At 56.4% G+C, this 25,822-nt stretch carries 20 protein-coding genes and 1 riboswitch; of the genes, 14 read left to right on the top strand and 6 right to left on the bottom strand.

Annotated features, from left to right (window positions below; genetic code table 11):
* Positions 1-121: 121 nt before the first annotated feature.
* Both JX360_RS05490 and JX360_RS05485 read left to right on the top strand, forming a co-directional pair.
* Complete coding sequence (locus tag JX360_RS05490; RefSeq protein ID WP_244349595.1) at positions 122-1,672, top strand: ABC transporter ATP-binding protein; 1,551 nt, start codon at positions 122-124, stop codon at positions 1,670-1,672.
* A gap of 160 nt (positions 1,673-1,832) precedes the next feature.
* Positions 1,833-2,153, top strand: a complete 321-nt coding sequence (locus JX360_RS05485) for a hypothetical protein (RefSeq protein WP_244349594.1) — start codon at positions 1,833-1,835, stop codon at positions 2,151-2,153.
* Between the two features lie 158 nt (positions 2,154-2,311).
* On the opposite strand, the gene JX360_RS05480 is transcribed toward JX360_RS05485, so the two are convergent.
* Positions 2,312-3,583 carry an RNA-guided endonuclease InsQ/TnpB family protein gene (locus tag JX360_RS05480; RefSeq protein WP_244349593.1) on the bottom strand — a complete coding sequence of 424 codons (1,272 nt, stop codon included), beginning with the start codon at positions 3,581-3,583 and terminating at the stop codon, positions 2,312-2,314.
* 143 nt (positions 3,584-3,726) lie between these two features.
* Here JX360_RS05480 and JX360_RS05475 point away from each other — a divergent pair, with 143 nt between their 5' ends.
* The 3 genes from JX360_RS05475 (at position 3,727) to rodA (ending at position 10,425) form a co-directional block, all read left to right on the top strand.
* Positions 3,727-4,008 carry an AzlD domain-containing protein gene (locus JX360_RS05475; RefSeq protein ID WP_279611279.1) on the top strand — a complete coding sequence of 94 codons (282 nt, stop codon included), beginning with the start codon at positions 3,727-3,729 and terminating at the stop codon, positions 4,006-4,008.
* Between the two features lie 144 nt (positions 4,009-4,152).
* The gene (locus JX360_RS05470) at positions 4,153-9,057 is read left to right on the top strand and encodes a TM2 domain-containing protein (protein WP_244349591.1); all 4,905 of its coding nucleotides are present in this window, start codon (positions 4,153-4,155) and stop codon (positions 9,055-9,057) included.
* Between the two features lie 54 nt (positions 9,058-9,111).
* Positions 9,112-10,425: a rod shape-determining protein RodA gene (rodA, locus tag JX360_RS05465; RefSeq protein ID WP_244349590.1), complete on the top strand. Its 1,314-nt coding sequence runs from the start codon at positions 9,112-9,114 to the stop codon at positions 10,423-10,425.
* A gap of 27 nt (positions 10,426-10,452) precedes the next feature.
* Here rodA and JX360_RS05460 read toward each other — a convergent pair whose 3' ends face one another.
* Positions 10,453-11,331, bottom strand: coding sequence for a mechanosensitive ion channel family protein (locus JX360_RS05460; protein ID WP_244349589.1), 879 nt, complete (start codon positions 11,329-11,331; stop codon positions 10,453-10,455).
* Positions 11,332-11,475: 144 nt separating this feature from the next.
* Between JX360_RS05460 and JX360_RS05455 the strand changes: the two genes are divergently transcribed.
* Complete coding sequence (locus JX360_RS05455) at positions 11,476-12,654, top strand: NAD(P)/FAD-dependent oxidoreductase (protein WP_244349588.1); 1,179 nt, start codon at positions 11,476-11,478, stop codon at positions 12,652-12,654.
* Positions 12,655-12,676: 22 nt separating this feature from the next.
* Here JX360_RS05455 and dnaG read toward each other — a convergent pair whose 3' ends face one another.
* Positions 12,677-14,584, bottom strand: a complete 1,908-nt coding sequence (dnaG, locus tag JX360_RS05450; protein ID WP_244349587.1) for a DNA primase — start codon at positions 14,582-14,584, stop codon at positions 12,677-12,679.
* A gap of 191 nt (positions 14,585-14,775) precedes the next feature.
* Between dnaG and JX360_RS05445 the strand changes: the two genes are divergently transcribed.
* The 4 genes from JX360_RS05445 to JX360_RS05430 all read left to right on the top strand — a co-directional run bounded on the left by JX360_RS05445 (position 14,776) and on the right by JX360_RS05430 (position 18,214).
* Entirely contained in the window at positions 14,776-15,153 is a 378-nt protein-coding gene (locus JX360_RS05445; protein ID WP_244349586.1) for a c-type cytochrome, read from the top strand.
* The gene (locus JX360_RS05440) at positions 15,153-15,467 is read left to right on the top strand and encodes a hypothetical protein (protein ID WP_244349585.1); all 315 of its coding nucleotides are present in this window, start codon (positions 15,153-15,155) and stop codon (positions 15,465-15,467) included. Before JX360_RS05445 ends, JX360_RS05440 begins: the two co-directional genes overlap by 1 nt.
* Before the next feature lie 82 nt (positions 15,468-15,549).
* Positions 15,550-16,149, top strand: coding sequence for a YcnI family copper-binding membrane protein (locus tag JX360_RS05435; RefSeq protein ID WP_244349584.1), 600 nt, complete (start codon positions 15,550-15,552; stop codon positions 16,147-16,149).
* Positions 16,150-16,351: 202 nt separating this feature from the next.
* Positions 16,352-18,214 carry an ABC transporter ATP-binding protein gene (locus JX360_RS05430; protein WP_244349583.1) on the top strand — a complete coding sequence of 621 codons (1,863 nt, stop codon included), beginning with the start codon at positions 16,352-16,354 and terminating at the stop codon, positions 18,212-18,214.
* 23 nt (positions 18,215-18,237) lie between these two features.
* On the opposite strand, the gene JX360_RS05425 is transcribed toward JX360_RS05430, so the two are convergent.
* The gene (locus JX360_RS05425; protein ID WP_244349582.1) at positions 18,238-18,444 is read right to left on the bottom strand and encodes a hypothetical protein; all 207 of its coding nucleotides are present in this window, start codon (positions 18,442-18,444) and stop codon (positions 18,238-18,240) included.
* A 253-nt stretch (positions 18,445-18,697) separates the two neighbouring features.
* On the opposite strand from JX360_RS05425, the gene JX360_RS05420 reads away from it, so the two are divergent.
* From JX360_RS05420 to JX360_RS05410, 3 genes are all read left to right on the top strand, one after another.
* Entirely contained in the window at positions 18,698-19,078 is a 381-nt protein-coding gene (locus tag JX360_RS05420; RefSeq protein WP_244349581.1) for a slr0373 family blue light stress response protein, read from the top strand.
* Between the two features lie 173 nt (positions 19,079-19,251).
* Positions 19,252-20,763 (top strand): stress-responsive protein Ycf46, encoded by a 1,512-nt coding sequence (gene ycf46, locus JX360_RS05415; protein WP_244349580.1) that lies wholly within the window; start codon positions 19,252-19,254, stop codon positions 20,761-20,763.
* A gap of 128 nt (positions 20,764-20,891) precedes the next feature.
* Complete coding sequence (locus JX360_RS05410; protein WP_244349579.1) at positions 20,892-21,242, top strand: DUF1257 domain-containing protein; 351 nt, start codon at positions 20,892-20,894, stop codon at positions 21,240-21,242.
* Between the two features lie 102 nt (positions 21,243-21,344).
* On the opposite strand, the gene JX360_RS05405 is transcribed toward JX360_RS05410, so the two are convergent.
* Both JX360_RS05405 and JX360_RS05400 read right to left on the bottom strand, forming a co-directional pair.
* Entirely contained in the window at positions 21,345-22,583 is a 1,239-nt protein-coding gene (locus JX360_RS05405) for a phosphoglycerate kinase (RefSeq protein ID WP_244349578.1), read from the bottom strand.
* A 114-nt stretch (positions 22,584-22,697) separates the two neighbouring features.
* The gene (locus tag JX360_RS05400) at positions 22,698-24,581 is read right to left on the bottom strand and encodes a cation:proton antiporter (RefSeq protein ID WP_244349637.1); all 1,884 of its coding nucleotides are present in this window, start codon (positions 24,579-24,581) and stop codon (positions 22,698-22,700) included.
* A gap of 243 nt (positions 24,582-24,824) precedes the next feature.
* Positions 24,825-24,915, top strand: a riboswitch (Glutamine riboswitch).
* A gap of 64 nt (positions 24,916-24,979) precedes the next feature.
* On the opposite strand from JX360_RS05400, the gene gifA reads away from it, so the two are divergent.
* Entirely contained in the window at positions 24,980-25,441 is a 462-nt protein-coding gene (gifA, locus tag JX360_RS05395) for a glutamine synthetase inactivation factor IF7A (protein WP_244349577.1), read from the top strand.
* Positions 25,442-25,822: the final 381 nt, after the last annotated feature.

Raw genomic sequence — 25,822 nt, 5'->3', positions numbered from 1 at the left:
CTAGAGAAGCCTCTCCTGCAAGAAAGCCGACTGCTTATATCAAAACTCTTTGGGCATATCGGTAGCATGATGTCTGTGTCGGAACTTTTCCCCTGAGGGGCAGCGGTCTAGCATAAGCACCATGAAGATCGAACTACTCAACATTCACAAACGCTTCGGAACAGTACAGGCCAACCGAGAGGTGTCCTTGCTGGTAGAGGCGGGCACCATTCACGGCCTGTTGGGAGAAAATGGGGCGGGCAAAAGTACTCTGGTCAAGATCCTCAGTGGCTTCTTGCGTTGTGATCAGGGGGAGATTCGTGTAGATGGGCAACCGGTTCAGATCGGCAGCCCCGCCGCCGCGATTCGCCTGGGCATTGGCATGTTGCACCAGGATCCCCTGGATTTCCCGTCTCTAACGGTGCTGGAAAACTTTATTGCCGGACAACCGGGGCGCTTTGGCTTAGGGCGTGGGGAAAGCCGAAAACAGCTCAAGAAAGGGTGTGAAGAGTTTGGTTTTGACCTCAGCCCAGAGGGGGTCATTGGCGACCTAACGGTGGGGGAGCGGCAACAACTGGAAATTTTGCGGTTGCTCTCGCTGGGGATCAACACCCTGATCTTGGACGAACCCACCACAGGCATTTCTGCCTCCCAAAAGGATCTCTTGTTTGCAGCGTTGCGCCGATTGGCGGATCAGGGTAAATCGGTGATCTTTGTGTCTCACAAACTGGAGGATGTGGAACGGCTTTGCGACTGGGTGACGGTGATGCGGCAGGGTCAGGTGGTGGGATCCCTTCCAGTGAGGGGACAGAACACTCCCCAAGGCCATTCTCTATCTGTTGAAGAAGCATCTATCAACGACTTCCGCTCCACCTCCCTAGAACAAAGGCTGATTGACCTAATGTTTGGACGGGAATTGGCAGCTCCCGGTCGGCCCCGCCTAGGGGTTCTGCAAGGGGATCCCTTACTGGAGCTCCGCTCGCTGCTGTTGCGACAGGATCATCTCACCCTTGTTTTGCCCGATTTGAGAGTACAAGCGGGGGAGGTGATCGGTCTGGCGGGGTTGGAAGGAAGCGGGCAACGGCAATTGTTACTGGCTTGTGCGGGGTTGTTGCCCCCCCTTCAGGGACGAATCCGGCTGCAAGGGCAAGAGATGGCGGGCCGACCCTATGCAGAGTATTTGCGGCGCGGGGTGGGTTTTTCTCCGGCGGATCGCCTGCGAGAAGGGTTGATCCCTGGACTGACCTTACAAGAGCATTTTGCCCTGCAGCAACGGGATCCCTGGGTGAACTGGTCCCTGGCCCGTCAACAAGCCCAAGCGGCCATCGAGCACTTCAGCATTCGCGGGCACACCCACAGTCGGGTAGAGCAACTTTCGGGAGGGAACCAGCAACGTAGCCAACTGGCCCTTCTGCCTACCCCCCTGACGCTGTTGCTGATGGAACACCCGACGCGAGGACTGGATATCGAGTCGACCCTATGGGTGTGGGGTCAATTGTTAGAGCGCACCCAAACCGGCACGGCGATTCTGTTTACTTCAGCCGACTTGGACGAAATTATGCAATACAGTGATCGGGTGATGGTGTTTAGCGGTGGACAAGTTTCTGAACCCGTTCCAGTAGCGGAGCTTACGGTTTCACGGCTAGGGCAGATGATCGGCGGCAAGATCCACGGGATCCCGACGGAGGTGTGATTGGGAGGCTGTGGGGCAGCAGAACGCAGTAGAACACTGAATAGAGCAAGACCCTGATGAACTGGGCTTCTTAAAATCAGAGCAATCTGCACAATCTGCGCTCAGTTTCCAGCATCTACTGTCTAGTACCCATGGCCTTTTCTACCTCGGGGCGGCGGGCTTGATGTACTTGGCCTGGCAGGTATCCACACTGCTGGGGTTGACAGTCGGGCAGAGGATCCCGGATACCCAAGGGTGGGGGATGGATTTTGCCATGAGCGTCACCTTTATCGGCATGATGGTGCCCTATGTGGTGACCCTGCCGATGGGCCTTGCTGTGCTCAGTGCAGGGGGGTTCGCTCTCCTCACCTTTGGCTGGCCCCACAAGTTGGGGTTGATTTTCTCCGTGCTGGTGGGAGTGCTGGTGGGTTATTGGATGGAAACCCAGATCCCCGAGTCCCCCGAACCCCAAGCCTCACTTCCCAGGGATCCCGTTGAATGAAATGAGTTGAAGACGCATCAGACGCATCATCAGCCTACCAAGTGGGAGCATAAGATCGGGATCCCACCCGAACAGATACTGCCTGACCGCCATTGGATTTCAAGTGATGGGTGACTTATGGAGCTAGAGTGGCTGCTCATTTTGGGTATGGCCGTAAACTACCCGACGCTGACCCTAGCGGGTAGAGCGCAGGCTTTCAGTAGCCCTCCAGTTATCTGGCAAGATAACCAGGGACCTCCAGGGCGGTTTACAAGCGCCCCGATTGCTTGGTCGCGCCAGCGGTGCGGAGCACGAATATTCTTGGCTCCGTTAAAGTCTGCATCCCCATACCAACCACAATGCCCACACTGGAACTGCTTACCCCTCCGGTACGACTGGTCGGGATCGGAATGAATGTGCAGGCAGCGGTGGCAGGTTTGGCTGGTGTACCTAGGGTCCACAAACACAACCTTGACCCCAGACCGCAACGCCTTGTAGCCAATGACCCTCTGGGTCGTCCGGAGGACGATAAACAACCTCAACTGGTGGAACGCCCAACTGTTACTGCGTCTGCGCTCGGTCTTGTTGCGAGGCTGTTGATTCGTCCGTTCCCGGATCCCTGTCAAATCTTCCAGTGCAATGCTGGCAGAAAGGGCTTCGGCGGTTGCAACAATGCGTTTGGAAACATTGTGATTCACCCAACTTTGAAACCGACGCTCCCGGCCAGACAACCGTTGCAGCAGTTGACGGCATCTGCGTCTAGAACTGCGTGTGCCCTTACTGGCCTTGTGCTGGAGCTTCGCTCTCAAGCTGGCAAAGTGGTCCCGAACCTTGGTTATGTCTTGTCCATTCCAGTGCTGCCCCTCCGTTCGCGTTAGCGGTGCGGAGCACTGTGTGTGAGCAATATCTGTTCGCCCCAAATCCACACCCAACACCTTATCCCCGCCTTGCGGCTTGGGTGGTTTGGACTCCAGGCAAATCTGGAGGTAATAAGAGCCATCTTGTCGCTTGACCAAGGTGGCAGACTTGGGGTGGGAACCTTTGAGCATCCCCCGCTGGTAGTTGCCGATGGCCAACCCAAACCGCTCACGACCCTCAACGGTTGTCAAGGAAACCGTCCAGTCCTTCTCCCGAAACGAGAAAATCCGAGCGTCGTAGGTGACAAAGCTACCTTTGAACGCTTTGACTGGGCGATTCTTTTGTTTGGCAACCTTGCGAGAGCCCGCCACTCGACGGCACACCTGTTGAGCCAAGTTGCTCGACAAGCCAAAGCGGTTGCGAATCTGGTAATAGCAAAGGGATTGGAGCTTGACGGCGTTGACGATCTTTTCCGGCGTGTTCTGGTTCACCCAGTTCAGCGCTTGCCCAAAAGCATCCAAGGTCGCATCCAGTTTTGTGGCTTGCGACTCGGACACCTTGAGCTTACAGGAGATAGTCAGGACTTGATTCATAGTCCTATTGTATCTCATCAGAATAGGGTTGTCTGTATGTTCGTTGGTGCGGAGCACGTTGAACTTGCATTCCTCCCGACGCTATGCCTACGGCACGCTTACGCGAACCCCTCCGGGAGAGCGCGGGGCTCCTGCTGCGTTAGCTGATCACCTTCACCATTCGCTATCTGCCCCTAGCCCTCGGGGAGAAGGTGGAGTTGCCGCCCACTTGGGTTCGCTCATTGCGGTATGTGCCCCCGACTGTACTAATGGCGATTGTGGTGCCAGAGGTGCTGATCCCGGGGGGGGTATGGGATCCCTTATCAGCCTGGCCGCGTTGGCTAGGGGCGTTGGTGGCTCTAGCCGTGAGTTGGCGGAGTCGAAATTTGCTCCTGACGATTGTATTGGGGATGATGGCCTACTTTTTGGCGAGAGTACTGGCTTGAGAGTTGACTGGGAAAACCAGGAAAAAATTCAACCTTGAGCCATTCAATAGCAATATTTTTGAATTTGGGAGAAACGCGGCTTGCAGGAACGATCTGGCCTAGAGTAACGGTGGCCTAAATCCTGCTTGCTTAAGGAGTCTAGCCATGGGATCCTCACCCGCAGAAGACTCGCGGTCTTATCAATTTAACTTCACCATTTCTGGATCCCGACAAACGGTGTTGCGGGGGTTACGGGCTTGGGTGGAGCTGGGCTTACTTACACCCGATCAGGTGCGTTCCATCGCGGAGGTGTATCAACTGGATCAGCCGGGGGAGCTAGCGGAAGGGGAGCAGTCTTCTACATCAGCGGCTATTCCAACGGGCGGGATCCCTTCAGCTTCTGGGGCATCGGTACCTGCGGGAATTGGGCCTGCCTACGTGCTATGGGGCCTAGCCTTGTTTGGCATATGTGGCATACACCGGTTTTACCTGGGACGCTGGCGAACCGGGCTACTTTGGCTGTGTACCTTTGGGCTGTTGGGCATTGGCCAGGTGATCGACTTGGTGTTGATCCCGCGCATGGTGCAAGAGAAAAATGCGGCACTACCGGGATCCCTGCCCTCTTCAACTCCACAAACTGCACAACAGGCATCTCAGGTAGAAGCTGCTTCGCCACCCGAACCAAAGACCCAACCCTCCACAACCGGTACACCCCAGGCGACGGGATCCCTCTCTCCTCAACCATCTTGGGTGGGCCGGATGCTGCAAAACCTGCTGGCAGAACTGAGTGTGCGCTGGCTGTTGGTGTTGGGGCTGTTTTTGGTGGTGGTGTCATCGGGGGTGTTGGCAGGTAGCCAGTGGGAGCAGTTTTCCCCAACGGCTCAATACGGAGTGCTCCTGGCTTATACGGCTGCGTTTGGCGCTGGGGCTTGGTGGGCCCATCGGCAAGAAGGATTACGCCTGACTGGCCAAACCCTGGAGGCGATCGCCCTGCTGTTGTTGCCGGTGAACGTGTGGGCGCTGGATGGCCTGAACATGGCTTGGGGGATCCGTGGGGTTGCGCTGGGGCTGCTGGTGGGGATCCCGTTGGCGGCCTGGGGGCGGGTACGAGCTTCCGGCGCTGGGGCGGGTTATGCCTTTTACGGTACCTTGGTGAATTTCTTAGCGCTCTCCAGTTTGCAGACGCTGTGGGGGTTGGGGCCCCTCGGGATCACCTACTTGGGCATTGTCAGCACGGTGGCCTACACCTGGAGTCGCCGCTCTCTGGCTCTAAGGGGATCCAAACTATGGCTGTTGGGGGCTGCCGGATCCCTGCTGGTGTTGCGAGGGCTGCTGACAGGGCAAATGCAGGTGTGGCAGTTGGGGTTGGCGGTGGCTCTTTTGGGCTGGCTGATTCAGGTGTTTGAGCCTCGGGGGAGCCAACCCGAGAGCATAGGGCTAGATCTGGGATCCGAACCAGAGGCTGAACTGGATGCGGAACCTCCAGAATCCCCAGAATCCGCCGAAACGGGATCCCTGCCCATTTGGGTTGCTCAGGAATGGCATCGAGCCGGATTAGTGCTGCTGGGGTTGGGTTGGCTTTTGGCCTTGGGGGGGATCCCTGGGGCAGATCGGACGGAGTCCTTTCAACCTTGGCTGGGTTGGCAGTTATCCATCATTAGCCTGCTGGGGATCCAGGTTTTCTGGCGGCGATTGAGTCGGAGCAAGCGGGCGCTGGATCTGGCGTTGCTATTTGTGTTGGGTTTGGAAACCCTCTGGGCCTTTTGGCAGGTGCTGCCCTGGGAGTGGCGAGAGGCAACTTTGGCTCTCCTGAGGGGCTGGCTGGGTCAACCGTTCTTCTTTTGGCCTTGGACCCTGTTGGGGATCGCCCTACTGCCTTATGAGGCGCTGTGGCTGAGCTTGGCCGCCCGTTGGCAGAGAGGTTCACGAGAAACTCGCCAGGAAAGTTCTGGGATCCCAGCGGAGCGGGATCCGGATGCGTCTGGATTCAGGGACTTGGTGCGACCCACTGAAGTGTTGGTGCTGGGGCTGGGCGGATCCCTGCTGTTGCTGAGCTTGCCTAATGAGGCAATTCGTTTTTGGCACCTCCTTTTGGGGACAGGGATCCTGGCCGGGTGGCTGTGGCATCAGTCCAGTTATCCCTCTGGAATAACCGCCGGAGATGAAGCAGAGCCATCCTCGCCGGCCCAACGTCCCTTTCCTGCTACGCAAGATACTACGTTGCGCGACCGCTTACGCGGCTGGGTCTTCCTCACCCATGCCTACGGGGTGGCAGCCCTTCTGGCCGGGATCCGCTGGCAGCTTCCTAACCTAGGTTGGTCGGCTTGGGGAGTGATTTTGCTGGTGCTGGCGCTGCTGGAATGGGTAGGACGGGTGGCCCTGTACCGTTGGCCGTTGGGGTTAGCGGGGCGGCCTCCAGGTTTGCAGGTGTGGCAGCGCAGTGCCGATTGGATTGGGTTGGTATTGGCCGGGGGGAGCTATCTCACGTTCTTAACGAAAGGAGGGATACTGCTGGATGTTCCTTGGCGGCCTGAAACAGGACATCTCAACTGGCTCTGGCTGGCTGTGCCTCTGGTGCTGACGGTAGCGCAGGTGCTGGCTTGGCCTCCGCTGGAGTTTATGCCTCAGGCGCAAGGACTCCGTCCTGCCGACGGGAACCGGATCCCGGATGATGCTGCGCATTCCCTACGCGACGCGGAGACGGCCATTCCCCCGACCGAGCCGGGATCCCTTTCTCAATCAACGTCGGGGGCAGCATCGGGGGGACAGTGGCGGCAGGGGATCCCTTCCAGAGAGACCCTTGAGCTCTTGGCCGTTATCTCAATTCTGCTGGCCCAGGTGCTCACTCTGGGGGCACCGTGGAGCCGGATCTTGGGGCTAGGGTTGGGGATGCTGCTCGTGGCCGTCCAGGTGTGGCTGTATGCTCGCTTGCCCTACGCGCTGCTAACGGTAGCCCTAGGGCTGGGGTTTGGGATTGCTGCGGTGGGGCAGATCTTCCGTCCGACTGGAGTGGATTGGGGTATTTACCTGGCTGCACTGTTGCTGGGAATCAGTCTGTGTCGCTATGGAGTCCAATACCTGGCAGAGCGTTTGCAGGTGGTGTACCAAACGGCATTGGATCGCTGGGGCGGGATCTTGGGTGTGTCACTTCTGCTTTGGAGCAGCGGCACCTTGTTCATGGTGTTCATCAGGCTCAACAGCGCTTCACAAGGAGATAGCAGCTTCGGCTCCCAACCCATCGCAGCGAGACTGTTTTTAGCCCTCATCTTGACCCTGATGGCTTTTGGGGTACGGCTATGGCTGGAAATCACCCCGTTCTATGCTTCCCTCTCTGCCGGGATCCCTTCCCCAGATTCGGGCAGCTCCGAGACCGAGGATGGCGACGGGACGGAGTCCTCTGGGGCAAGCCCCGTTTTGGGTACGAGCGTGGATCCGCTGCTGTACGGTCTAGGCTGGGCTTTGGAACTGCTGCTGATCAGCGCTGTAGTGTGGCGGTGGATGGGATCCCCGTCGACTCTGCCGGAGATTCTCTCCCTGGTGGCGGCGATTAACCTGAGTTTGGGGATCCTGTGTTGGATTGGGCCGGAAAGAACGGTGTTCCTCAAAGCCTGGGGGCAACCTTGGCGGCAGCTGAGTAGTTTCTGGGTGGGGCCTTTGATCTATGCCGGCTTGGGCTGGCTGGGATCCCATGCCCAGTGGAATGAGCTGACGGGTATGGGCAGCTTGGGCCTCTCCATCGTGTTATTGGGTTTGGGGCGGCGGGAAGGGATCCCGATATCCCAGGAGCCATCTCAGCCAAGGCCTCGTCCCGATAACTCTCCCGATAACTCTGTGGATAACCCTATGGGGCTGCTAGGCGCTTTTGGCGTTTCGTTTGCTGCCTATGAGGGCTGGATTTACTTTCTCAGTCAGCAATCGGGGGGATCCTTCGGGGCTGGACTGGTGCTGATCGGTCTGTTGGGGTTGATCTTGGCTCTGGCCTACCGGCTTTGCCCGCTCTGGATCACTGCGGTTCTCCAGATCGAAACCCTTTGGCTGGGTCGGGTTGCTGCCGGCAACTGGGGATGGGCCAGCTTGGTGCTCTTGCCTGCTCTTTTGGATGTGAAGCTCAGTCAGCTGGGAGAAAACCTCTGGCTGCTCACCGGAGCAGGGTTAGCAGCCTATGCCGCCTGGCAAGGGAGAAAGCCCGCCCTCTTACCCACCCTTGCCATCCCTCCTACAAGCCAAGACGCTAACCCTTCCCCTCACCGGGTGCAATCCCTCTGGTGTTACCTCAGCGCTTTCCAATGGGCCGGGATCCTGGCTATTGCACTGCTTCTATGGCTACCTGAGGTGGATCTGGGGATATGGGGGGGATCCCTGGCCTGCTGGTTGGGGTTGGTGTACTACTTCCTGCCCTGGGAGCGCTGGGGGTGGTGGCCGGATCCCTGGCGGAATACGGCTTTGGTCTTGCCGATTGGGATCCTGCTCCTCACCGCCACCCAGATCAACAGCAGCAACCTTCTCCTCGGGGCGGTGTACTACGCCTTCTTATCCATTCAGCGCTCCCAAGTGCGCCTCGGCTATGTCAGTTTGTTGTTGAGTAACTGGATCCTCCTGGATTATGGCTGGCGGCAGGAGTGGTCTTCTTTAACCCTCTATGCTCTGCCTCTCGTGGGATCCCTGCTGTACGTGGCACAGGTGGATCCGGGGCTACAACAGTCTTCCGCCCGTCAGGGTCGGCATTGGCTGCGTTCCTTTTCCTCTGGGGCCTTGGTTTTGGTCACCTTAATAGAAACCCAGGGTCAACTTTGGGCGGGGTTCTGGCCAGTGGGATTGGGGTTGGCCTTGGGGCTGCTGGGCTTGGCTTTACAAGTGCGGGCCTATCTGTTTATAGGCACCCTCAGCTTTGGGTTGGGGGTCTTGCGGCAGGGGTGGCTGCTGGTGGCCTCCTACTCCCTCCTGCTCTGGGGGATTGGCATTCTCTTGGGGCTGCTCTTGATTTGGGTGGCGGCCAATTTTGAACGGCGACGGGAGCAACTGGGATCCTGGCTAGACACTTGGTTGGGCCAACTGCAGAACTGGGAATAAAGTCGGACGGGGCTGCTCTTGCATCTGGGTCTACACTGGTTTCGGTGTGACTGGATGGAACCTTCTATGGCCTTGGCCCAGCCGCGATCCCCACAATCGGCGTGGAAGAAGCTCCGGCAAGTCTTTGCCGCCTGGCGAGAATTCGATGGCATTTTGTTGATGACGGTGTTGGTCTTAACCGGCATTGGTATTGTGGCCATCCACAGTACTGTCCGGGAACGTCCCATTAGCCATTACTGGCTCCAACAGTTGATCATGGCGGGGATTGGTTTGGTACCCCTTTTGGCCTTGGCACGGATCCCGTATGAGCGCTTCTTGCGCTGGCATTGGGTAACCTACGCCCTGACGTTAGCTGGACTGACCGCAGTTCTCTTTTTTGGGAGTGCGGGTGGGGGGGCAGAGCGCTGGCTTTCCATCGCTGGGATCCAAATTCAACCTTCGGAATTTGCCAAGCTGGGAGTGATCCTCACCCTGGCTGCCATCCTGCACCACTGGCCGATTAAGTATTTCAGTCAAATTTGGGTAGCTGTTGCTGTGATTACTCCCCCCTGGGTGCTGATTTTTCTGCAGCCCAACTTGGGTACGGCGCTGGTGTTTGTGGTGATTTTGCTGGCGATGCTCTACTGGGCCGGGGCTAAGGGCAGTTGGATCATTTTGCTCATGTCACCGGGGGTAGGGGCAATTCTCTACGGCCTCCACACTCGTCCTGAACTGAGCTGGATGCTGTGGGTGTGGTTGCTGTGGTGCTTAGGGATGGCGAGTATGGCGGCTTGGCGGCTGCCCTGGCGTTGGACGGGAGCGGTCACGTTTGGGGTGATTAACCTGCTTTCTGGACATCTGGGGCAGGTGGCTTGGCACTTCCTTAAACCCTACCAACGGCGGCGACTGGAGATCTTCATCGATCCGGCCCAAGAACCCTGGGGATCCGGCTATCACCTGATCCAATCGCGCATTGCCATCGGGGCAGGTGGCCTTTGGGGACAAGGGATCCAGCAGGGTACCCAAACCCAATTGGACTTTATTCCCGAACAACATACCGACTTCATTTTTTCGGCGATTGGAGAGGAAATGGGCTTTTTCGGCACCCTGACGGTGTTGATTCTGCTTTGGATTGTGTGTGTGCGATTGATCTTCATTGCTCAAGGAGCCAAAGACAATTTTGGATCCCTGATTGCCATCGGGGTGCTGGCGATGATCCTGTTTCAGTCGGTGGTGAATATCGGTATGACGATTGGCCTAGCCCCGATTACCGGCTTGCCCCTGCCTTTTCTCAGCTATGGTCGCTCCGCTCTGCTGACCAACTTTTTGGCCATTGGCTTGGTGGAATCGGTGGTCATGCACCGGCAACGCACCACGTTCTTCACCTAAACCCAGTTCCAGCACCAGCAGGGATCCCTAGGCAGCTTTGGGATTGGGGGTGTGATCCTGAAACACCTCTTGGTCAAACATATAGACGGTGCGGATCGGATAGGGAATGATCAGTCCTGCCTGATCACAAGCCTGTTTAAGAGCCATCATCACTTGGGTACGAGCAAGGCGCACCTCTGGTTTACGGGGCCGAGTCCAGTAGCGCACGACAAAATCAATCGAGCTATCCCCAAATCCAACAATGTCGATTTCAACAGGGGGATCCACTAACACCCCCTCTACCCCCTGCATCGCTTCCCCTAACACCTGTAGTCCACGGGCAAGAGGCGTGTTGTAGTCAAGGCCGATTTCCAGATCAGTGCGGCGATAGAGGCGATCCGTTAAAACCGTGATCGGGCTGGTGAATACCATGGCATTGGGGATAACCACGCGCTCCCCTTGGTAGGTGCGAATTTGGGTGGAGCGGATGTTAATTTCTTCAACAGTGCCTTCAAAATCTCCAACGACAATTTGATCGTTAAGCCGAAAGGGTTCGTTCAAAAGCAACAACACGCCAGCCAAGAAGTTCTTGAAGATATCTTGAAAGGCAAAACCAACCGCCACTGACCCCAAACCCAATAGCCCGATCAAATCTCCCAAGCGTAAATCTGGAAAAGCAACGACGCTGGCAGCCAGGATCCCGATCACCCAAGCTCCCACCTGACTGGTTTGCACCAACAGCAATTGCAGAGAGGGACTGGGGATCCAACGGGCAGCGGCAGAACTCACCAAACGACGGATCCCTTGCATGCCGTAGCGGGTAGCCCAGAGAATGGCAGCAGCAATCAAAAAGCCCGGCAACAGCTCGATGCCTCGGCCCACCAACTCCAGCAGGCTACGGTTAATGGTTTGCAGCAATTCGCTCATGATTGGCCCTCCTACTCGGATCCTTCAATCATGACCAGTATCCGCCAGGAGGAGAGACAGGGATCCCGTTTCTGCCATGTCCGATACCCTAAACTCACCCTTTTTGCGGCAACAATAATGGGCGCTTCAGCAAAGAGTAAGGCTATGGCAAACTACGACTGGATTGTCATCGGGGGTGGGATCACAGGGGCAGCTCTCAGCTATGAACTGGCTCGCCAAGGGGGAGCCGTACTGCTGGTTGAAAAAGATGCGGTGCTGAATGGGGCGACCCGCTACAGTTACGGTGGACTGGCCCATTGGGCAGGCAAAACGCCTATGCTCAAGGCTCTAGGCGAAGAAGGGATCCAACGCTATCGCACCCTATCGGAAGAACTCGAAGCCGATATCCAGTTCCGCGAGCTGGATTTGCTGATGCCAATTGCCCCTGGCTACGATGCCGATGGGGTGGAGGCGGATATGGCCGACTGTCGGATCCCACCCCAACGCATTTCTGTAGAGGCGGCCTGTGAACTGGAACCGCTGCTGGATCCGGCAGCTCTGGAGCAAGTCCTCTGGGTCAGCCATGGGCACATTAACCCCTTCCTGACGGCACTCGCCTTTCAAAAGGCGTTTCAACGATTGGGGGGATCCCTTTTAACCGGAACGGTTACAGGCTTGTGCAAGCAAGGGGATCGCGTTGTCGGGGTCGAAATGGGAGAAGTTTTGCACGGAGCGGCCCAGGTGGTGGTGTGCGCCGGGGGTTGGACACGGGCTTTGTTGCGCCAAGCCGGGATCCGAGTGCCCATCTACTTCACCCATGCCGAGTCGGTGGAGTTGAATCCCACCGACTTGAAATTGCAGGCGCTGGTGATGAGCGCACCTGCGCAACGCTTTGAACTGGAACAGAGATCCACCCGCCCCGACCGGATTCCCCTCTGGGATGAACCGGGGCAGGAACCCTGCCCACCGATTTTGGATGCGGGGGTATTGCAATTTGCCGATGGCAGCATTCGTATGGGCCAGATCAGCCGTGTGTTGACGGATCCCTATGCGGTCGTAGATGGCGCCGCCAGTGAAGCGCAAATTCGGGAACAGGCCGGTCGCTACCTGCCCAAATTGGCCCACCTCCCCGGCCAGTGGTATCACTGTTTGGTGGCCTTCAGTGGCGATCAACAGCCTTTGGTGGGATCCCTGCCCGGATGGGAAGGGTTGCAACTGTTTTCAGGGTTCAGCAATCCCTTAGCCGTCGTCCCGGTTTTGGCCCGCCGCTTTGCTCAATCCGCTTATGGGCAAGCAGATGAATGGATCCCTAGCCTATCTCCAGGGCGATTTGGTGAGATTTGAACGGATACTCCTGAACGGATCCTCAAATCCAGTCTTCAGCTAGCGGGGTTTCTAGCATGTCTTCCAGGCTCAGTTGCACATCCCGTTGCAAAGACTGAATCGCTTGGTATTCCTGTTGAATGCTGGCTTGGTACTGGGCAGCTAGGGCCGTATTGCCTTCGGAAAAAGCTTGATCCCACAGTTGTGTCCAGTAGCGATACCGTTTCTGGCGAATTTCCAGCTCCATGTTGGCAATGGCAGCCCGCACCACAATCCGCGGTCGCATCAAGGCCACACGGGTATTCTCGTCCAACCAGAGCAAGTGGCTGAGACGCTCGTTGAGCTGTTCATCATGGGCACAGATGGTGCGCAAGGCTGTGAGCAAAGGTTCTTCTTGGGTTTCCAGCTCCGGCTGAGCATAGACCAGCTCCAAAATCCGTTGCCACAGATCCCGGTGGGGGCGAAAGCTAAATTGCAATTCCCGCTCCAATAAAGCTTCCCGAATTTCACGGCGGTACTCGCAAAAATGCAGAAAAATTTGTAGCAGATGGGATTCCGATTGCAAGAGTTTGGATCCCTTGGCGGGAGAAGGTTGTTCCGGTTTGGCCCAACGATATTGTCGTACCCCCCGGCGCAGTTCTTCTTCCAAATCGCGGCTGAGGCGACCATTGCCCCGACTGAGTAACTCGGCCACTCGGTGTAAGTAGAGCGAACGCCACTGCCCCCCCAACCCGGCGAGCAATCGCACAAAGGCTTGATGGGCCTGTTGAAAGTCGCTGGCCCGACTCAGATCTCGACCGGCGAGCACCTGTTCAATTTGCCAATCCAGCCAAAGGGGGGCTTGATTCAGTAAGGTTTGGAATTCAGAAACCGGGTGCTCCCGCAGGAACTCATCCGCATCTTTACCAGCGGGAAGGGTGAGAATGCGCAGTTCCACTTCTCCTCGCCGCGCCTGCTCTTCAATCGACTCGATGGCCCGAGTTGCCGCATTCAATCCGGCCCGATCGGCATCAAAATTAAAAATGAGGCGCTTGGACTCGGTGTAGCGCAGTAAGGTCTTGACCTGTTGCGGGGTGAGGGCTGTACCCATGGCCGCCACCGTCTGTTGGATCCCGGCCTGATGCAGAGCCATCACGTCAAAATACCCTTCCACCACCAAAGCTTGATCCGCTTTGAGAATGGCCTCGCGGGCAAAGTTCAGACCATAGACCACCTGGCTTTTGTTGAAGAGTTCGGTCTCAGGGGAATTGAGGTACTTGGGGTGCTCATCCCCGAGGGCACGCCCAGCAAACCCGATCACCCGGCCTTGCCCATCAAAAATGGGCAGCATGATCCGGTGTCGGAAGCGGTCATAATGGCCGGATCCCTGTTGACGGGCGACCAACAATCCGGCATCTTCCAGCAGCTTGACCGGTTGGCGCTTTTGATTAACCAAGTACTCATATAAAGATTGCCAGCCGGGCGGGGCAAAGCCAACCTGAAATTTCTGCAGGGTTTCTTCGCTCAGGTGGCGACTGTATAGGTATTGCCGGGCAGCAGCTCCGACCTGGGATCGGAGGGCATGCTGATAAAAGTCGGCGGCTAAGGCCAGGATCTCCAGCAGCTTTTCTTGGTGGGAAAGTTGCCGTTCGTAGGCTTGTCGCTCCTGCCGGGATCCCTCGGGGAGGGGCACATGGTAGCGCTGGGCCAACTTGCGCACTGCCTCGGCAAAGGAGAGATGCTCCATTTGGCTGACAAAACGCAGCACATCCCCGCCGGCACCACAGGAGAAGCACTTATAGATCTGTTTGCTGGGGCTGACCTGAAAGCTGGGTTTGCGGTCATTGTGGAAGGGGCATAGCCCAACAAAATTTTTACCCTGCTTGCGTAGCACCACTTTTTCGGCCACCACCTCGACGAGATCGGCCTTTTGGCGCACCAGATGAATCGTATCGGGGGGCAGACCGCTCATGGACTCGATGATCCTGCGGGTCGTGCGGAGCACGATCGAGATTCTGACCCTATGGTATCCGGGGTGAGGTTGACAGGCTGTCTTTTGACCCCTCTGGGCCGGCTTGAGACAATGACTGCCGGTAAGTCTCAGATTTTCTCTTCTGGGTGTTGCCTTTGTACCAACTTTGCCCTGTTTTTACGGTCAGAACGATGCTCAAAATACCGATCATCAAAATTATCAAACCGATTATTAAGATCTTTGGAGTGCTTCTGCTGTTGGGTTTTATTGCCCTTCTCGACCCACAAGGGGCCTTCGCTGAGCCCGACTTAGCCCTAGGTGCCAAAGTCTTTCAAGCCAAGTGTATCGGGTGCCATTTGGGCGGACGCAATTCTTTGGTGGCAGCGAAAACTCTCTTTCTGGATGCTCTTCACGAGTACCACGTGGATACGCCGGAGTTGATCCAAGCTCAGGTCACGAAAGGGAAGGGAGCCATGCCTGCTTTTGGCAAGACCCTCAAACCGGAAGAGATCGAATCTGTAGCAGCCTACGTTTTGGATCGGGCAGAGCACAACTGGAGTAAGAGCTGATGGCTAGGGATCCGATTTTGCTTCCGGAAAGCCGCTCCGAGGGAGAGCGATCCCCCCGCAAAATCTTGTCTGTGGGGGTGGGAGCGCATGGCTTGGTGGCGGTTGGCATTTCTGCCCACGGGATTGTTGCCATCGGGGTCGTTACCCACGGGATTGTTTCGATTGGCTTGGTCGCGATGGGGGCCTTGTCCTTTGGGTTGGTGTCCATGGGCCTGGTCAGCGCTGGGTTGGTGTCCATGGGCCTATCCAGTTGGGGGCACCACAGCATGAGTGTGGTCGAGTCGGAGGGATCCCACCATCACCATCATCCCTAAATCCAGATTTGAGAAAGATTTTTGGGAAAAGATTTGGAATCAACACAGAGAGGTATTGATATGTCGCAGTTGAGGTATTGATATGTCACAGTTGCAAAAGGGTCTGTCCTTGGGAACGAAGTTCACTCTGACGTTCGGTTCGGCTCTTCTAGCCCTTTCCCCCGCTTTTGCCCACGTCACGGTCAATCCCAAGGAGGCACCGGCAGGCAGCTATGCCAAATTAACCTTTCGTGTTCCCCATGGTTGCGATGGATCCCCGACCACCCGCTTGCGGGTCCAGATCCCAGAGGGAGCGACTTCTGTACAGCCGATGGTACATCCTCTCTGGGAAATCGAGACTGTGAAAAAACCACTGGAAACTCCCTACGAGTCTCATGGACGGATGATCACAGAAACCGTTGCTGAGGTGATCTGGAGCGGTGGCCCCCTGCCGGATGAATTTATGCACGAGTTCAGCATCAGCCTCAAGTTACCGGATCGGCCCGGCGAGACCATCCCGATCCCGGTGGTGCAAGAGTGCGAAGAGGGTATCTCTCACTGGATTCAGGTGGCTCAGCCGGGAGAGGATCCCCATAATTTGCCCGAACCCGCTCCTTTGCTAAGGCTGACAGGTGGAGCCGATGCTCATGGGCAGGGTCATGGCCACAGTCACGGACATTCCCACAGCCATTCCACTCCGTGAGTTGGACTCAGGGTTGAAACGGAGCTTTTTATGCTGCACAATCCTAGACTCTCAATCAAGGGTCAAAGGGATCCCTTGCATTCCCAGGGATACCCATACTCAAGGTGGAATCAATCCTCTGCTCTGGTTGACGGTGAATTCTAGGGGGTTGAGCGCGTAGAGTGGATCCGTATGCCAATCCCTTTGTTTTGGATGTGCCCCTGTGACTGCTGCGACTCCTCCAGATGCTGCCTTAGGTTCGGATCCCCAACCTCAACGGGAAAGTGATTGGCGACTGCTACGGATTCTCTGGCCTTATGCCCGTCGGCATCTGAAGTTGTTGCTGGCAGCTTTGGCCTTTTTGCCTCCGCTGGCTTTGGCGGATGCAGTACAGCCTTTGATCTTGCAGCGGGCCTTGGATGGCCCCATTGCTCAAGCAGTGGAACGAGGGGACGCGATCCTCTCCGGCCTTTGGCCCTATGTGGCGTTGTTGATCCTGACAGTCTTAGTGCGCTGGGGGTTTCAATCTTTGGAGGGCTATAGCAGCCAGAAGTTGGGCCAGTTGATGACACGGGATATCCGCAACGATCTGTTTGCCCATATCCTTGCTTTGCCGGCCCAGTTTTTTGATCGCACCCCAGTGGGCAAGTTGATCACCCGCATCACCAGCGATGTGGAGGCATTGGGAGATGTCTTTTCCACCGGGGCCGTGGGGATTGTCAGTGACCTCTTTACCCTGGGGGTGATCGCGGTGGTGATGCTCAGTCAGCGTTGGGATCTGGGCCTGCTTCTGATTCTGATCGTCATCCCTATTGCTGCCCTTGTGGTTTGGTTGCAGCGCCGCTTCCGGGATGCCAACTTCCGGGTTCGGGAGGAACTCTCTAAACTCAATTCTTGGATCCAGGAGAACATTCTGGGCATCACGGTGGTGCAACTGTTTCGGCGAGAACGGCTGAACGGTCAAATTTTTCAAACCATCAACCAGCGCTACATCCACGAAGTCGATCAAACCATTCTCTACGACTCGGCCCTGTCGGCCATTTTAGAGTGGGTCTCCTGGCTAGCGGTAGCAGCCCTGCTCTGGGTGGGGGGACAGCAGGTGATCACCGCCGGGACAGGGATGGTACGAGAAGGGTTGGGGGGATCCCTGCCTACCCCGAGTGAACCCCTGACCTTCGGTAGTTTGTATGCCTTTATTCTCTTTTCCCAGCGGTTTTTCAACCCGCTGCGGCAGTTGGCGGAAAAATTCACCGCCTTGCAGTCTGGGTTTACTGCCGTCGAGCGGATTGATAACATTCTCCGCTTACCGATCGCCATTCGGGATCCCTTGCAACCGCGTCCCCTACCTCCTTCGGGAGGAGGGGAAGTGCGCTTTGAGAATGTTTTTTTTGCTTACACCGGCGATGAATGGGTGCTGAAAAATCTCAACTTTACGATTCACCCTGGGGAAAAAGTGGCATTGGTGGGGCCGACTGGAGCCGGGAAAAGCTCGATTATCCGCCTATTGTGTCGTCTTTACGATGTCAGCCAGGGATCCATCCGCATTGACGGTGTGGATATCCGGGAGATTGCCCAAGCCGAACTGCACCGACGGCTGGGGGTGATCCTACAGGATGGATTTCTTTTTTCTGGGGATATCCAGCAAAACATTACCCTTGGGGAAGGAGGAAGTCTGGCGGAGGTGGAGCAGGCCGCCCGTCGGCTCAACCTGCACGAGTTCATCTGCGATTTACCCCAAGGCTATGCCACACCCGTACGGGAGCGGGGCAGCAACTTGTCTAGCGGCCAAAAGCAGCTGATCAGCTTTGTGCGGGCCATGTGGCGGAATCCGAACATTTTAGTGTTGGACGAGGCCACCGCCAGTTTGGATGTGGGGACAGAAGCCCTGATCCAGTCGGCCCTAGAAACCTTGCTCCGGGATCGCACCGCCATCATCATTGCCCACCGCCTCTCCACCATCCGCGATGTGGATCGAATTTTGGTCCTGCAACGGGGGGAACTTAAAGAACAGGGATCCCATGCTGAGCTGATGGCCCTTAATGGCATCTATGCCAACCTCTATCGCCTGCAAGATCTGGGAGGATAGGCAGATTTCTAGGGCGGGGGCCTTCAGCGACGGGAGCCAAAACGGGATTGAAGGGCCTGTAGGGTTGTAGAGCTAGCATCTGCAAGGGCAATCCGAGCTTTGCTGAGCAACACATTGCCATTGTCCAAGGCAATCCCCTTCAGGCTGGCGAAGCCATCGCTGGTTTGCACCAGAGCACGTCGCCCCCAGGCGGAGAGATTTTTGCTAAAGGTGTTGATCAGACGTTCCATACGGTTTTACTCCCATCAGGGGTCAAGCACAGTTCAAAGATGGCTGACTTGGATCCTGGCATAGATTCTGCACTTAGGGAAAACCATCACCCGTGGCTGGGATCCCTATTTTCCCTCCTATTCAACCTCCTCCTTTGCCGGGGGATCCCATCAGAGGGGCAAATATTACCGATTGTTACAAACTTGCCGTCAAGCGGGCAAGCTGGCTATGATGGGCCGCAAGTCCGGCATATGACAAGAAAAGCGGTTAGCCATGAATCATCGGCCAGAGGTTGTGGAAGGCGGAGAGGCCAAGCAGAAGGTGACCTTGTATCTCTCACCGGATCTGCATCGGGATCTGAAGATTCGGGCAGCCGTTGAGCGGGAACCCATGTCAGCGGTAGCCGAAAAGGCCCTGAGCTTTTACCTGTTACACCCTGAGGTGATTGAGGGAGTTCAGGGGAGTGCCTACCGTGTTCACCAGTGCCCCGAGTGTAGTCATCCTTTTGTCCTCCGGGATGGGGAGGTAACTTCTCTACACAAGCAGTCGGCCAGCGACGCCATCTTGGAGGAGGTTGAGCCGGAATATTGGGGATCCACCCCTGCCAGCCCCAGTTCAGGGGAGCAGCGGCAAGATGCTTTGGTGCCTTGTTAAGTTTCCGGCAAGATTCCTCAAGCAATCGCCATTTTTTGCAAAATTGAGTGATAACAGCAGTCCACGACACAAAAGACATCTCAGGAGCAAGCCAAACTGAAATCCACCTTTTGTCTCCCCCTGATCGTCCCCTGTTGCCCCCCAGATTCTCCTTTGTGCAGTTGGTGCCTCCCATGCAAGAGCTAGACATCCTGATTCAAGCTCAATACCCACTGCTCTACCTGCTCACCCCCGAGGAGGAACGGGCGGAAGCAGCCCTGGCAGCGATTGCCCGCGCCCTTAAGCCCCAGCGGCGCTTGTTCATCTGGACGGTCACCCACGGCATTGTCGAGTACGGCAACCCCCGCAGCCTCACCCAGCACAATACTCAGTCCCCCCAGCCTGCCATTCAGTGGGTGATGGAGCAAAAGGATCCCGCCATTTGTGTCTTTAAGGATCTGCACGACTTCCTGGACAATACTGAGGTGAAGCGTTGGATCCGCGATGCCATCTTCAGCCTCAAGGGATCCCACAAAACCATCCTCCTCATGTCGCCGGTGCAAGTGGTGCCGGTAGAGCTGGAGAAAGACATCTGTGTGGTGGATTTCCCTCTACCGGATATGGCCACCCTCGAGCGCACCCTGAATCGCCAACTGGAACAAACGCCCCGTTCTGGATCCCTGACCCCCGACACCCGTGAGAAGCTGGTTAAAGCCGCCCTTGGCCTGACCCAAGATGAAGCGGAAAAGGTGTACCGCAAGGCCGTGGTGATGCACGGTCGCCTCAGCGAAGCAGAAGTTGAAATCGTCCTCTCCGAGAAAAAGCAGCTGATCCGTCGCAATGGCATTCTGGAGTTCATCGAAGAAGACGAAACCATTGATGCCGTTGGGGGACTAGAAGAGCTGAAGCGCTGGCTTTCCCAACGTTCTGGGGCTTTTACCGAGCGGGCTCGGGCCTATGGGTTGCCCCAACCGAAAGGGATGCTCATTTTAGGGGTGCCCGGCTGTGGCAAGTCCTTGATTGCCAAAACGACAGCCCGTCTTTGGGGTTTGCCCCTGCTGCGTCTGGATATGGGCCGCGTTTACGATGGCTCCACAGTGGGTAAATCGGAAGCCAACCTGCGCAGTGCTCTGCGGACTGCTGAGTCGTTGGCCCCAGCCATTTTGTTTATCGATGAATTGGACAAAGCCTTTGCCGGATCTGCCGGATCAAGCGATTCCGATGGGGGCACCTCCAGCCGTATCTTCGGCTCTTTCTTGACCTGGATGCAGGAGAAGCGTTCCCCAGTGTTTGTGATGGCAACCGCCAACCGAGTGGATCGTCTACCAGGGGAATTTCTGCGTAAGGGTCGCTTTGATGAAATCTTTTTTGTGGATCTGCCCAACACCACTGAGCGGATGGAGATCCTGGAAATTCACCTGAAAAAGCGGCGGCGCGACATTAGCCGCTTTGACCTGCGCCAGCTGGCGGTGGCCTGTGAGGGTTTTTCTGGCGCAGAGATTGAACAAGTTTTGATTGCTGCCATGTACGAAGCCTTTGCCCAGAATCGCGAATTTACGCAGCTGGACATTTTGGCAGCAACGAAAGCAACTCAGCCGCTATCCCGCACCATGATGGAGCAGGTGGTAGCGTTGAGGGAATGGGCCCAGCAGCGGGCTCGGCCAGCAGCAGCCTCTGTGGCCGAGTACCAGCGGCTGGAGTTCTAGCAAGGAGGTAAGCACAGCCAACATTGCTTAGCTACAGGCAAAAAAGGCACAGGCTACATTTCCCTGCTAGAGCGTTGCTCGTTATTGTGTGTCGATGTTCCAAACCCTAAACACAGGAGAGAAACACCATGTCTCATTTTAGCACCTTGCGCACCAAGATCACGGATGCCCAAATCCTGCAAAACTCCCTGCGCGATCTCGGCTACAGCGTCAAGCTTGGCGCCGATGTGCGTGGCTACAATGGTCAGCGCGTTCGTGCCGACATCGTGGCCCAATTGGAAGGCGACTACGATCTGGGCTGGTCCAAGAACCCCGATGGTTCCTTTGATTTGATTGCCGATCTCTGGGGCGTGGCCAAGAAGCACAACCAAACTGAGTTGATCAACTCCATCAACCAGAAGTACGCCGTCAACAAAACCTTGGCGGAAGTGAAGCGTCCTGGCTTGAACAATGCCAACGTCAAAGTGGTGATGCACTAAGCCGGATCCCGTCTTAGTATCGCTACGGCGAAGGTTTCCGAAAGGGGCTAAATTCAGCCCCTATTTTTTGTTTCTGGGGTTTCTCTATCGACTCAGGCCGACTCAGGCTTCTGTGAGTGCGGCGATGCCGGGTAGCACTTTGCCCTCTAGCAGTTCTAGGCTTGCTCCACCACCTGTGGAGATGTGGGTCATTTGGTTGGCCAAACCCACTTTTTCGACCGCTGCTACAGAATCCCCACCGCCAATAATGGTGATGGCTCCGGCTTGGGTCAAATCCGCGAGGGTGCGGGCAATGGCTTCTGTACCAACAGCAAAGCGATCAAATTCAAACACGCCCATTGGCCCATTCCAAATCACGGTTTTACACCCTTGCAGGGCGGCCTGAAACGCCTTGACGGATTCCGGGCCAATATCCAAACCCATCCATTCGTCGGGGATGCCATCAATGGCAACGGTTTGGGCCTCGGCATCTTTGTCGAACTTGTCGGCTACCACGACGTCCACCGGCAGCAACAGCTCCACCCCACGCTCTTGGGCTTTCTGCATCAGGGACTTGGCCAAATCCAGCTTGTCGCTTTCCACCAAGGATTTGCCGGTTTTCAGCCCTTGGGCTTGGTAGAAGGTGAAGATCATGCCGCCACCCAGGAGGAGTTTATCCACCTTTTCCAACAGGGCTTCAATGACACCAATTTTGCTAGAGACTTTGGAGCCACCGATGATTGCTGCTAGGGGGCGCTGGGGATTGTCGATGGCCCCGGAGAGAAATTGCAATTCTTTTTCCACCAGATAGCCGGCGACAGAGGGCTGGAGGTATGCGGTTACCCCTTCTGTAGAAGCATGGGCGCGGTGAGCTGTACCGAAGGCATCGTTGACAAATAGGTCGGCGAGGGAGGCCAACTGCTGAGCAAATTCGGGGTTGTTGTCTTCTTCTTCAGGGTGAAAACGGACATTTTCCAGCAAAGCCACTTGTCCGTTCTCTAGGCCATTCACTACGGCTTCAGCCTCAGGGCCAACGCAATCGGGGGCAAAGGCAACTGACTGACCCAGCAGTTCGGAGAGACGACCGGCCACGGGGGTAAGGCTATTGCCCTCACGGGTAATTTTGATGGCACCAGTTTCTTTGTCTTTTTTAATGGGACGGCCTAGGTGGCTGGTGAGAATAACCCGTGCCCCGGCACTGATGAGAGCTTGGATGGTGGGTAAGGCGGCCCGAATGCGGGTGTCATCGGTGATGTTGCCTTCAGGATCCAGAGGGACATTAAAATCGGCCCGCACGAGCACTCGTTTGCCTGTCAAATCGAAGCCGGATGACAGCAGGGATCCCAGTGTTTGCTTGGCCATAATCGTCCTGTCCTTGAAGCGAGGAGGGTCTTCACTTTTTCTTCCGTATCCTACCAGGGATCCGATCCCGCTAAGCGGGGCCCGGAGAGCCATCCCCGCAAAGGGGAGGTTCCTTTAGTGGTAGTGGGCAGGGCGTTGCCAATGTTCCCACCAAGCCAAGTGGGATGCCGGTTTGGTACTGCCATGGCTGCCGTTGCTGTTGGCAGGGGCTTCTGGGGAGGAGGAAAGGGCAGCTTGCTGCGTCAGCCAGCTGAGGGGGGTGGGGATCAAACAGCTGGGATGCAAAGGGCGGAGATCGCGGTAATGGCTGTTGCGAATCGCCAGGATCTCCTGCTGAATGATGGCCAGAGGTTCTCCCAATTCCAGCAGCACATGGCTGCACAACCCCAGACTGGCCTCAAACTCGGGATGAACAACCTCCGTTGCTCCCAACTGGTAGAGCTGTTCGATGTCTTCTTTGTGGGTGGCTCGCACCACCACATCCAACTGAGGGGCCAATTCCAGAGCTCGTTTCAAGCAAAGGCGGATGCTTATGCGATCCGGCAGGGCAATCACCAGGGTACGCGCTTGGGGGAGATTGGCTTTTTCCAGCACCAGCGCACTGGCAGCATTGCCATACAAGTAAGGGATCCCACGGGAACGCAATTGCTGCACCACCCGCTCCGATTGGTCGATCACCAGCAGCTCATGCTGACGGGACTCCAACAGCCGCACGATGTCTTGCCCCACCTGTCCATACCCACACACCACCACATGCCCACGGGCGGGGGTATCCGGAGCAACCGCTCGGGGTCGCTCCCCCGATTCCAACCAACGGGCAACAGCAGGGATCCCTTCTAGCCAGGCAAAAAGGCGGGGCGCCAACTTCAAGAGAAAGGGAGTGATGAGCAAGGTGAGCGCAGTGGTACTGACGATCAGGAGATAGGTTTGCCGCGACACCAACCCCAAAGATTGCCCTTCGCTAGCCAACACAAACGAGAACTCGCCAATCTGGGACAGGCCCAATCCCACCGCCACTGCCGCTGCGAGGGAGTAACGAAACAGCCGTACCAATGGGGCAATGATCAGAAACTTGCCCACCATCACCAATCCCACCAATGTCAGGATCAACAGCAGATGGCTGGCAATAAAGCTGGGATCGATCAACATGCCGATGGCGGCAAAAAAGAGGGCAGCAAAGACATCCCGCAGAGGTTCTACATAGTCCAGGGTTTGATCGGCGTATTCCACCTCCGAGATCATCAAACCGGCAATGAAAGCCCCAATCTCGCTGGAAATACCAATGCGATCCGTCAGCAGGGCAATGCCCACACAGAGGCTAATCACCCCCAGCAAGAACACCTCTTTGCTCTCCTGCTGGGCCAAAAGACGTAGAAAACTGGGCACCAGCCAAATACCGGCTACCACTGCCCCCAGCCCCACCAAGCCAATTTCCAGCAACGCTTTGCCCACGGATCCCGCCAGTTCTGGAAGGGGATAATCCAAAGCGGGCAAAACCGCCAGCATCAACCCCACCGCCAAATCCTGCACGATCAGGATCCCCAACATCGCTTGGGCCTGGGGAGTGCCCATCTGGTTGGTTTCCGTCAGGCTTTTCATCACCACTGCGGTGGAAGAGAGAGAGAGCACCGCCCCCAGAAAAATGCCCTGCACCGGCGTTAACCAACCGCTCACCACCGCCAGAACGGCTGTGATCAGAATCGTGAGGCTAATTTGCAGGATGCCGCCACCTATGGCGATCCCCCGCACCTTGCGCAATTCTTTAAGAGAAAACTCCACCCCCAAGCTGAAGAGCAAGAAGGTCACCCCAAATTGGGCTAGGGTTTCCACCTGCACCAGTTCTTTAATCCAGCCCAACCCCGCCGGCCCGACGAGGATCCCGGCCAACAAGTAGCCCAACAGTACGGGTTGTCTCAGCACCGAGGCCAAAAATCCCCCGGCAGAAGCTGCCGCCAGCACCGTCACGATGTCCAAAATCAGGCGAAAGTCTTCCTGCACAGAGGCCACCCAAGGGGGAATGTGAACTTTTGTAGTCAATCCTGAGGATTCCTTCCACCATAATCCCTTCCTTGGTATCCCGGACAGGGTTCTCGACTGGGCCTGGAGCGGCAAGAGGAGACAGCGATAAGGGATCCCACCCCATTCAGCATCCGCTTAAAAAGAGATCCGATTGGAAATTTTTGTTAAAAGTTGCTGACAATACCTCAAAACCGTAGCTTATAATACAGAATGTAGAAAGAAATCGTTCATCCTCTCGTGCGCGGGGCGGCTCCTGATGAGCGACGCCATTTGTAGAGGACGGAAGTAGGGAGCTATCCCGAAGGAACGCGCCTCAACCCTTGTGACCGTTCACAGGACACTTACCAGTCACAACTCAACCTTTGGAGGCGAAAATCATGGAACTCTCTTACCGTGGTATTGACTACAATTACACTCCCGCCACAGCGGAAGTCTCTCCGGGCAAAGTGGGTGGCCGCTATCGGGGTTTGGACTGGCGGTTCCGCCATCTGACCAAGCCGGTGGTGTTGCCCACCAATCTGGATATGCTCTATCGGGGCGTGGCCTATCACACAGATCACACAGAAGCTCCTACAAAAGTGGCTCAGCCCGCTCAACCGGTGGCAGAACCCGCTTCAATGGCGGCTCCTAGCCATACCCATGCCTTGGATGAACTGTCCCGCAGCTTGATGATGAGCCATCAACGGGCGATTCGGATCCGTCAGCAAGCCATGTTGGTTCGCGGTGTGGAACACATTGGTCTACACGCCAATGTGCGGGGATTTTGGAATCGCATTCAGGGCAAAGTCCACCCCACTTTTCGGCTTAACTACGACCGTAGCCATGTCAGCATGAGCTGATAGCCTGAGACACAGATGCGGGTTCTGACAAGGCCAACTCGTTAAGTCAATCTAAGTCAATCAAGTCAATCGTTTGAGTGAGTAGCTCAGGGATCTGCAACTGTGGATCCCTGAGCTCTATTGTCTTTGCTCTCCAATGCCCTCGAATACTCCTACTCCCTCTCACCCTCAACCGGTTCACATCAGCCTCCGCTGGAGCTCTCCTGTACGCAGCTACACGGGGGGCAAATCACCTTTGTCTCAGAGTCTGTCTCGCAGACCAGCCTGGGCACAACGTTCACACTGCTGTTGCCACGGGTAGAGTGACCAGTCAACGGCGTATGGAGACCCTGGGGATCCCTGGCTGGCTGGGCAGTGGCTTGACAGAGGCAAGTATGGCTG

Source organism: Thermostichus vulcanus str. 'Rupite' (genome assembly GCF_022848905.1).
Taxonomy (GTDB): Bacteria; Cyanobacteriota; Cyanobacteriia; order Thermostichales; family Thermostichaceae; genus Thermostichus; species Thermostichus vulcanus_A.
This window is presented reverse-complemented; position numbering and strand designations above follow the sequence as displayed.

Excerpts from the sequence above, each read along its gene's own strand:
- JX360_RS05440 (WP_244349585.1), top strand. The coding sequence starts at position 15,153 with ATGGCTAGGGATCCGATTTTGCTTCCGGAAAGCCGCTCCGAGGGAGAG.
- JX360_RS05480 (WP_244349593.1), bottom strand. The coding sequence starts at position 3,583 with ATGAATCAAGTCCTGACTATCTCCTGTAAGCTCAAGGTGTCCGAGTCG.
- JX360_RS05435 (WP_244349584.1), top strand. The coding sequence starts at position 15,550 with ATGTCACAGTTGCAAAAGGGTCTGTCCTTGGGAACGAAGTTCACTCTG.
- JX360_RS05490 (WP_244349595.1), top strand. The coding sequence starts at position 122 with ATGAAGATCGAACTACTCAACATTCACAAACGCTTCGGAACAGTACAG.
- JX360_RS05455 (WP_244349588.1), top strand. The coding sequence starts at position 11,476 with ATGGCAAACTACGACTGGATTGTCATCGGGGGTGGGATCACAGGGGCA.
- JX360_RS05420 (WP_244349581.1), top strand. The coding sequence starts at position 18,698 with ATGAATCATCGGCCAGAGGTTGTGGAAGGCGGAGAGGCCAAGCAGAAG.
- ycf46 (WP_244349580.1), top strand. The coding sequence starts at position 19,252 with ATGCAAGAGCTAGACATCCTGATTCAAGCTCAATACCCACTGCTCTAC.
- JX360_RS05410 (WP_244349579.1), top strand. The coding sequence starts at position 20,892 with ATGTCTCATTTTAGCACCTTGCGCACCAAGATCACGGATGCCCAAATC.
- JX360_RS05460 (WP_244349589.1), bottom strand. The coding sequence starts at position 11,331 with ATGAGCGAATTGCTGCAAACCATTAACCGTAGCCTGCTGGAGTTGGTG.
- JX360_RS05405 (WP_244349578.1), bottom strand. The coding sequence starts at position 22,583 with ATGGCCAAGCAAACACTGGGATCCCTGCTGTCATCCGGCTTCGATTTG.
- JX360_RS05445 (WP_244349586.1), top strand. The coding sequence starts at position 14,776 with ATGCTCAAAATACCGATCATCAAAATTATCAAACCGATTATTAAGATC.
- JX360_RS05470 (WP_244349591.1), top strand. The coding sequence starts at position 4,153 with ATGGGATCCTCACCCGCAGAAGACTCGCGGTCTTATCAATTTAACTTC.
- rodA (WP_244349590.1), top strand. The coding sequence starts at position 9,112 with ATGGAACCTTCTATGGCCTTGGCCCAGCCGCGATCCCCACAATCGGCG.
- JX360_RS05425 (WP_244349582.1), bottom strand. The coding sequence starts at position 18,444 with ATGGAACGTCTGATCAACACCTTTAGCAAAAATCTCTCCGCCTGGGGG.
- gifA (WP_244349577.1), top strand. The coding sequence starts at position 24,980 with ATGGAACTCTCTTACCGTGGTATTGACTACAATTACACTCCCGCCACA.
- dnaG (WP_244349587.1), bottom strand. The coding sequence starts at position 14,584 with ATGAGCGGTCTGCCCCCCGATACGATTCATCTGGTGCGCCAAAAGGCC.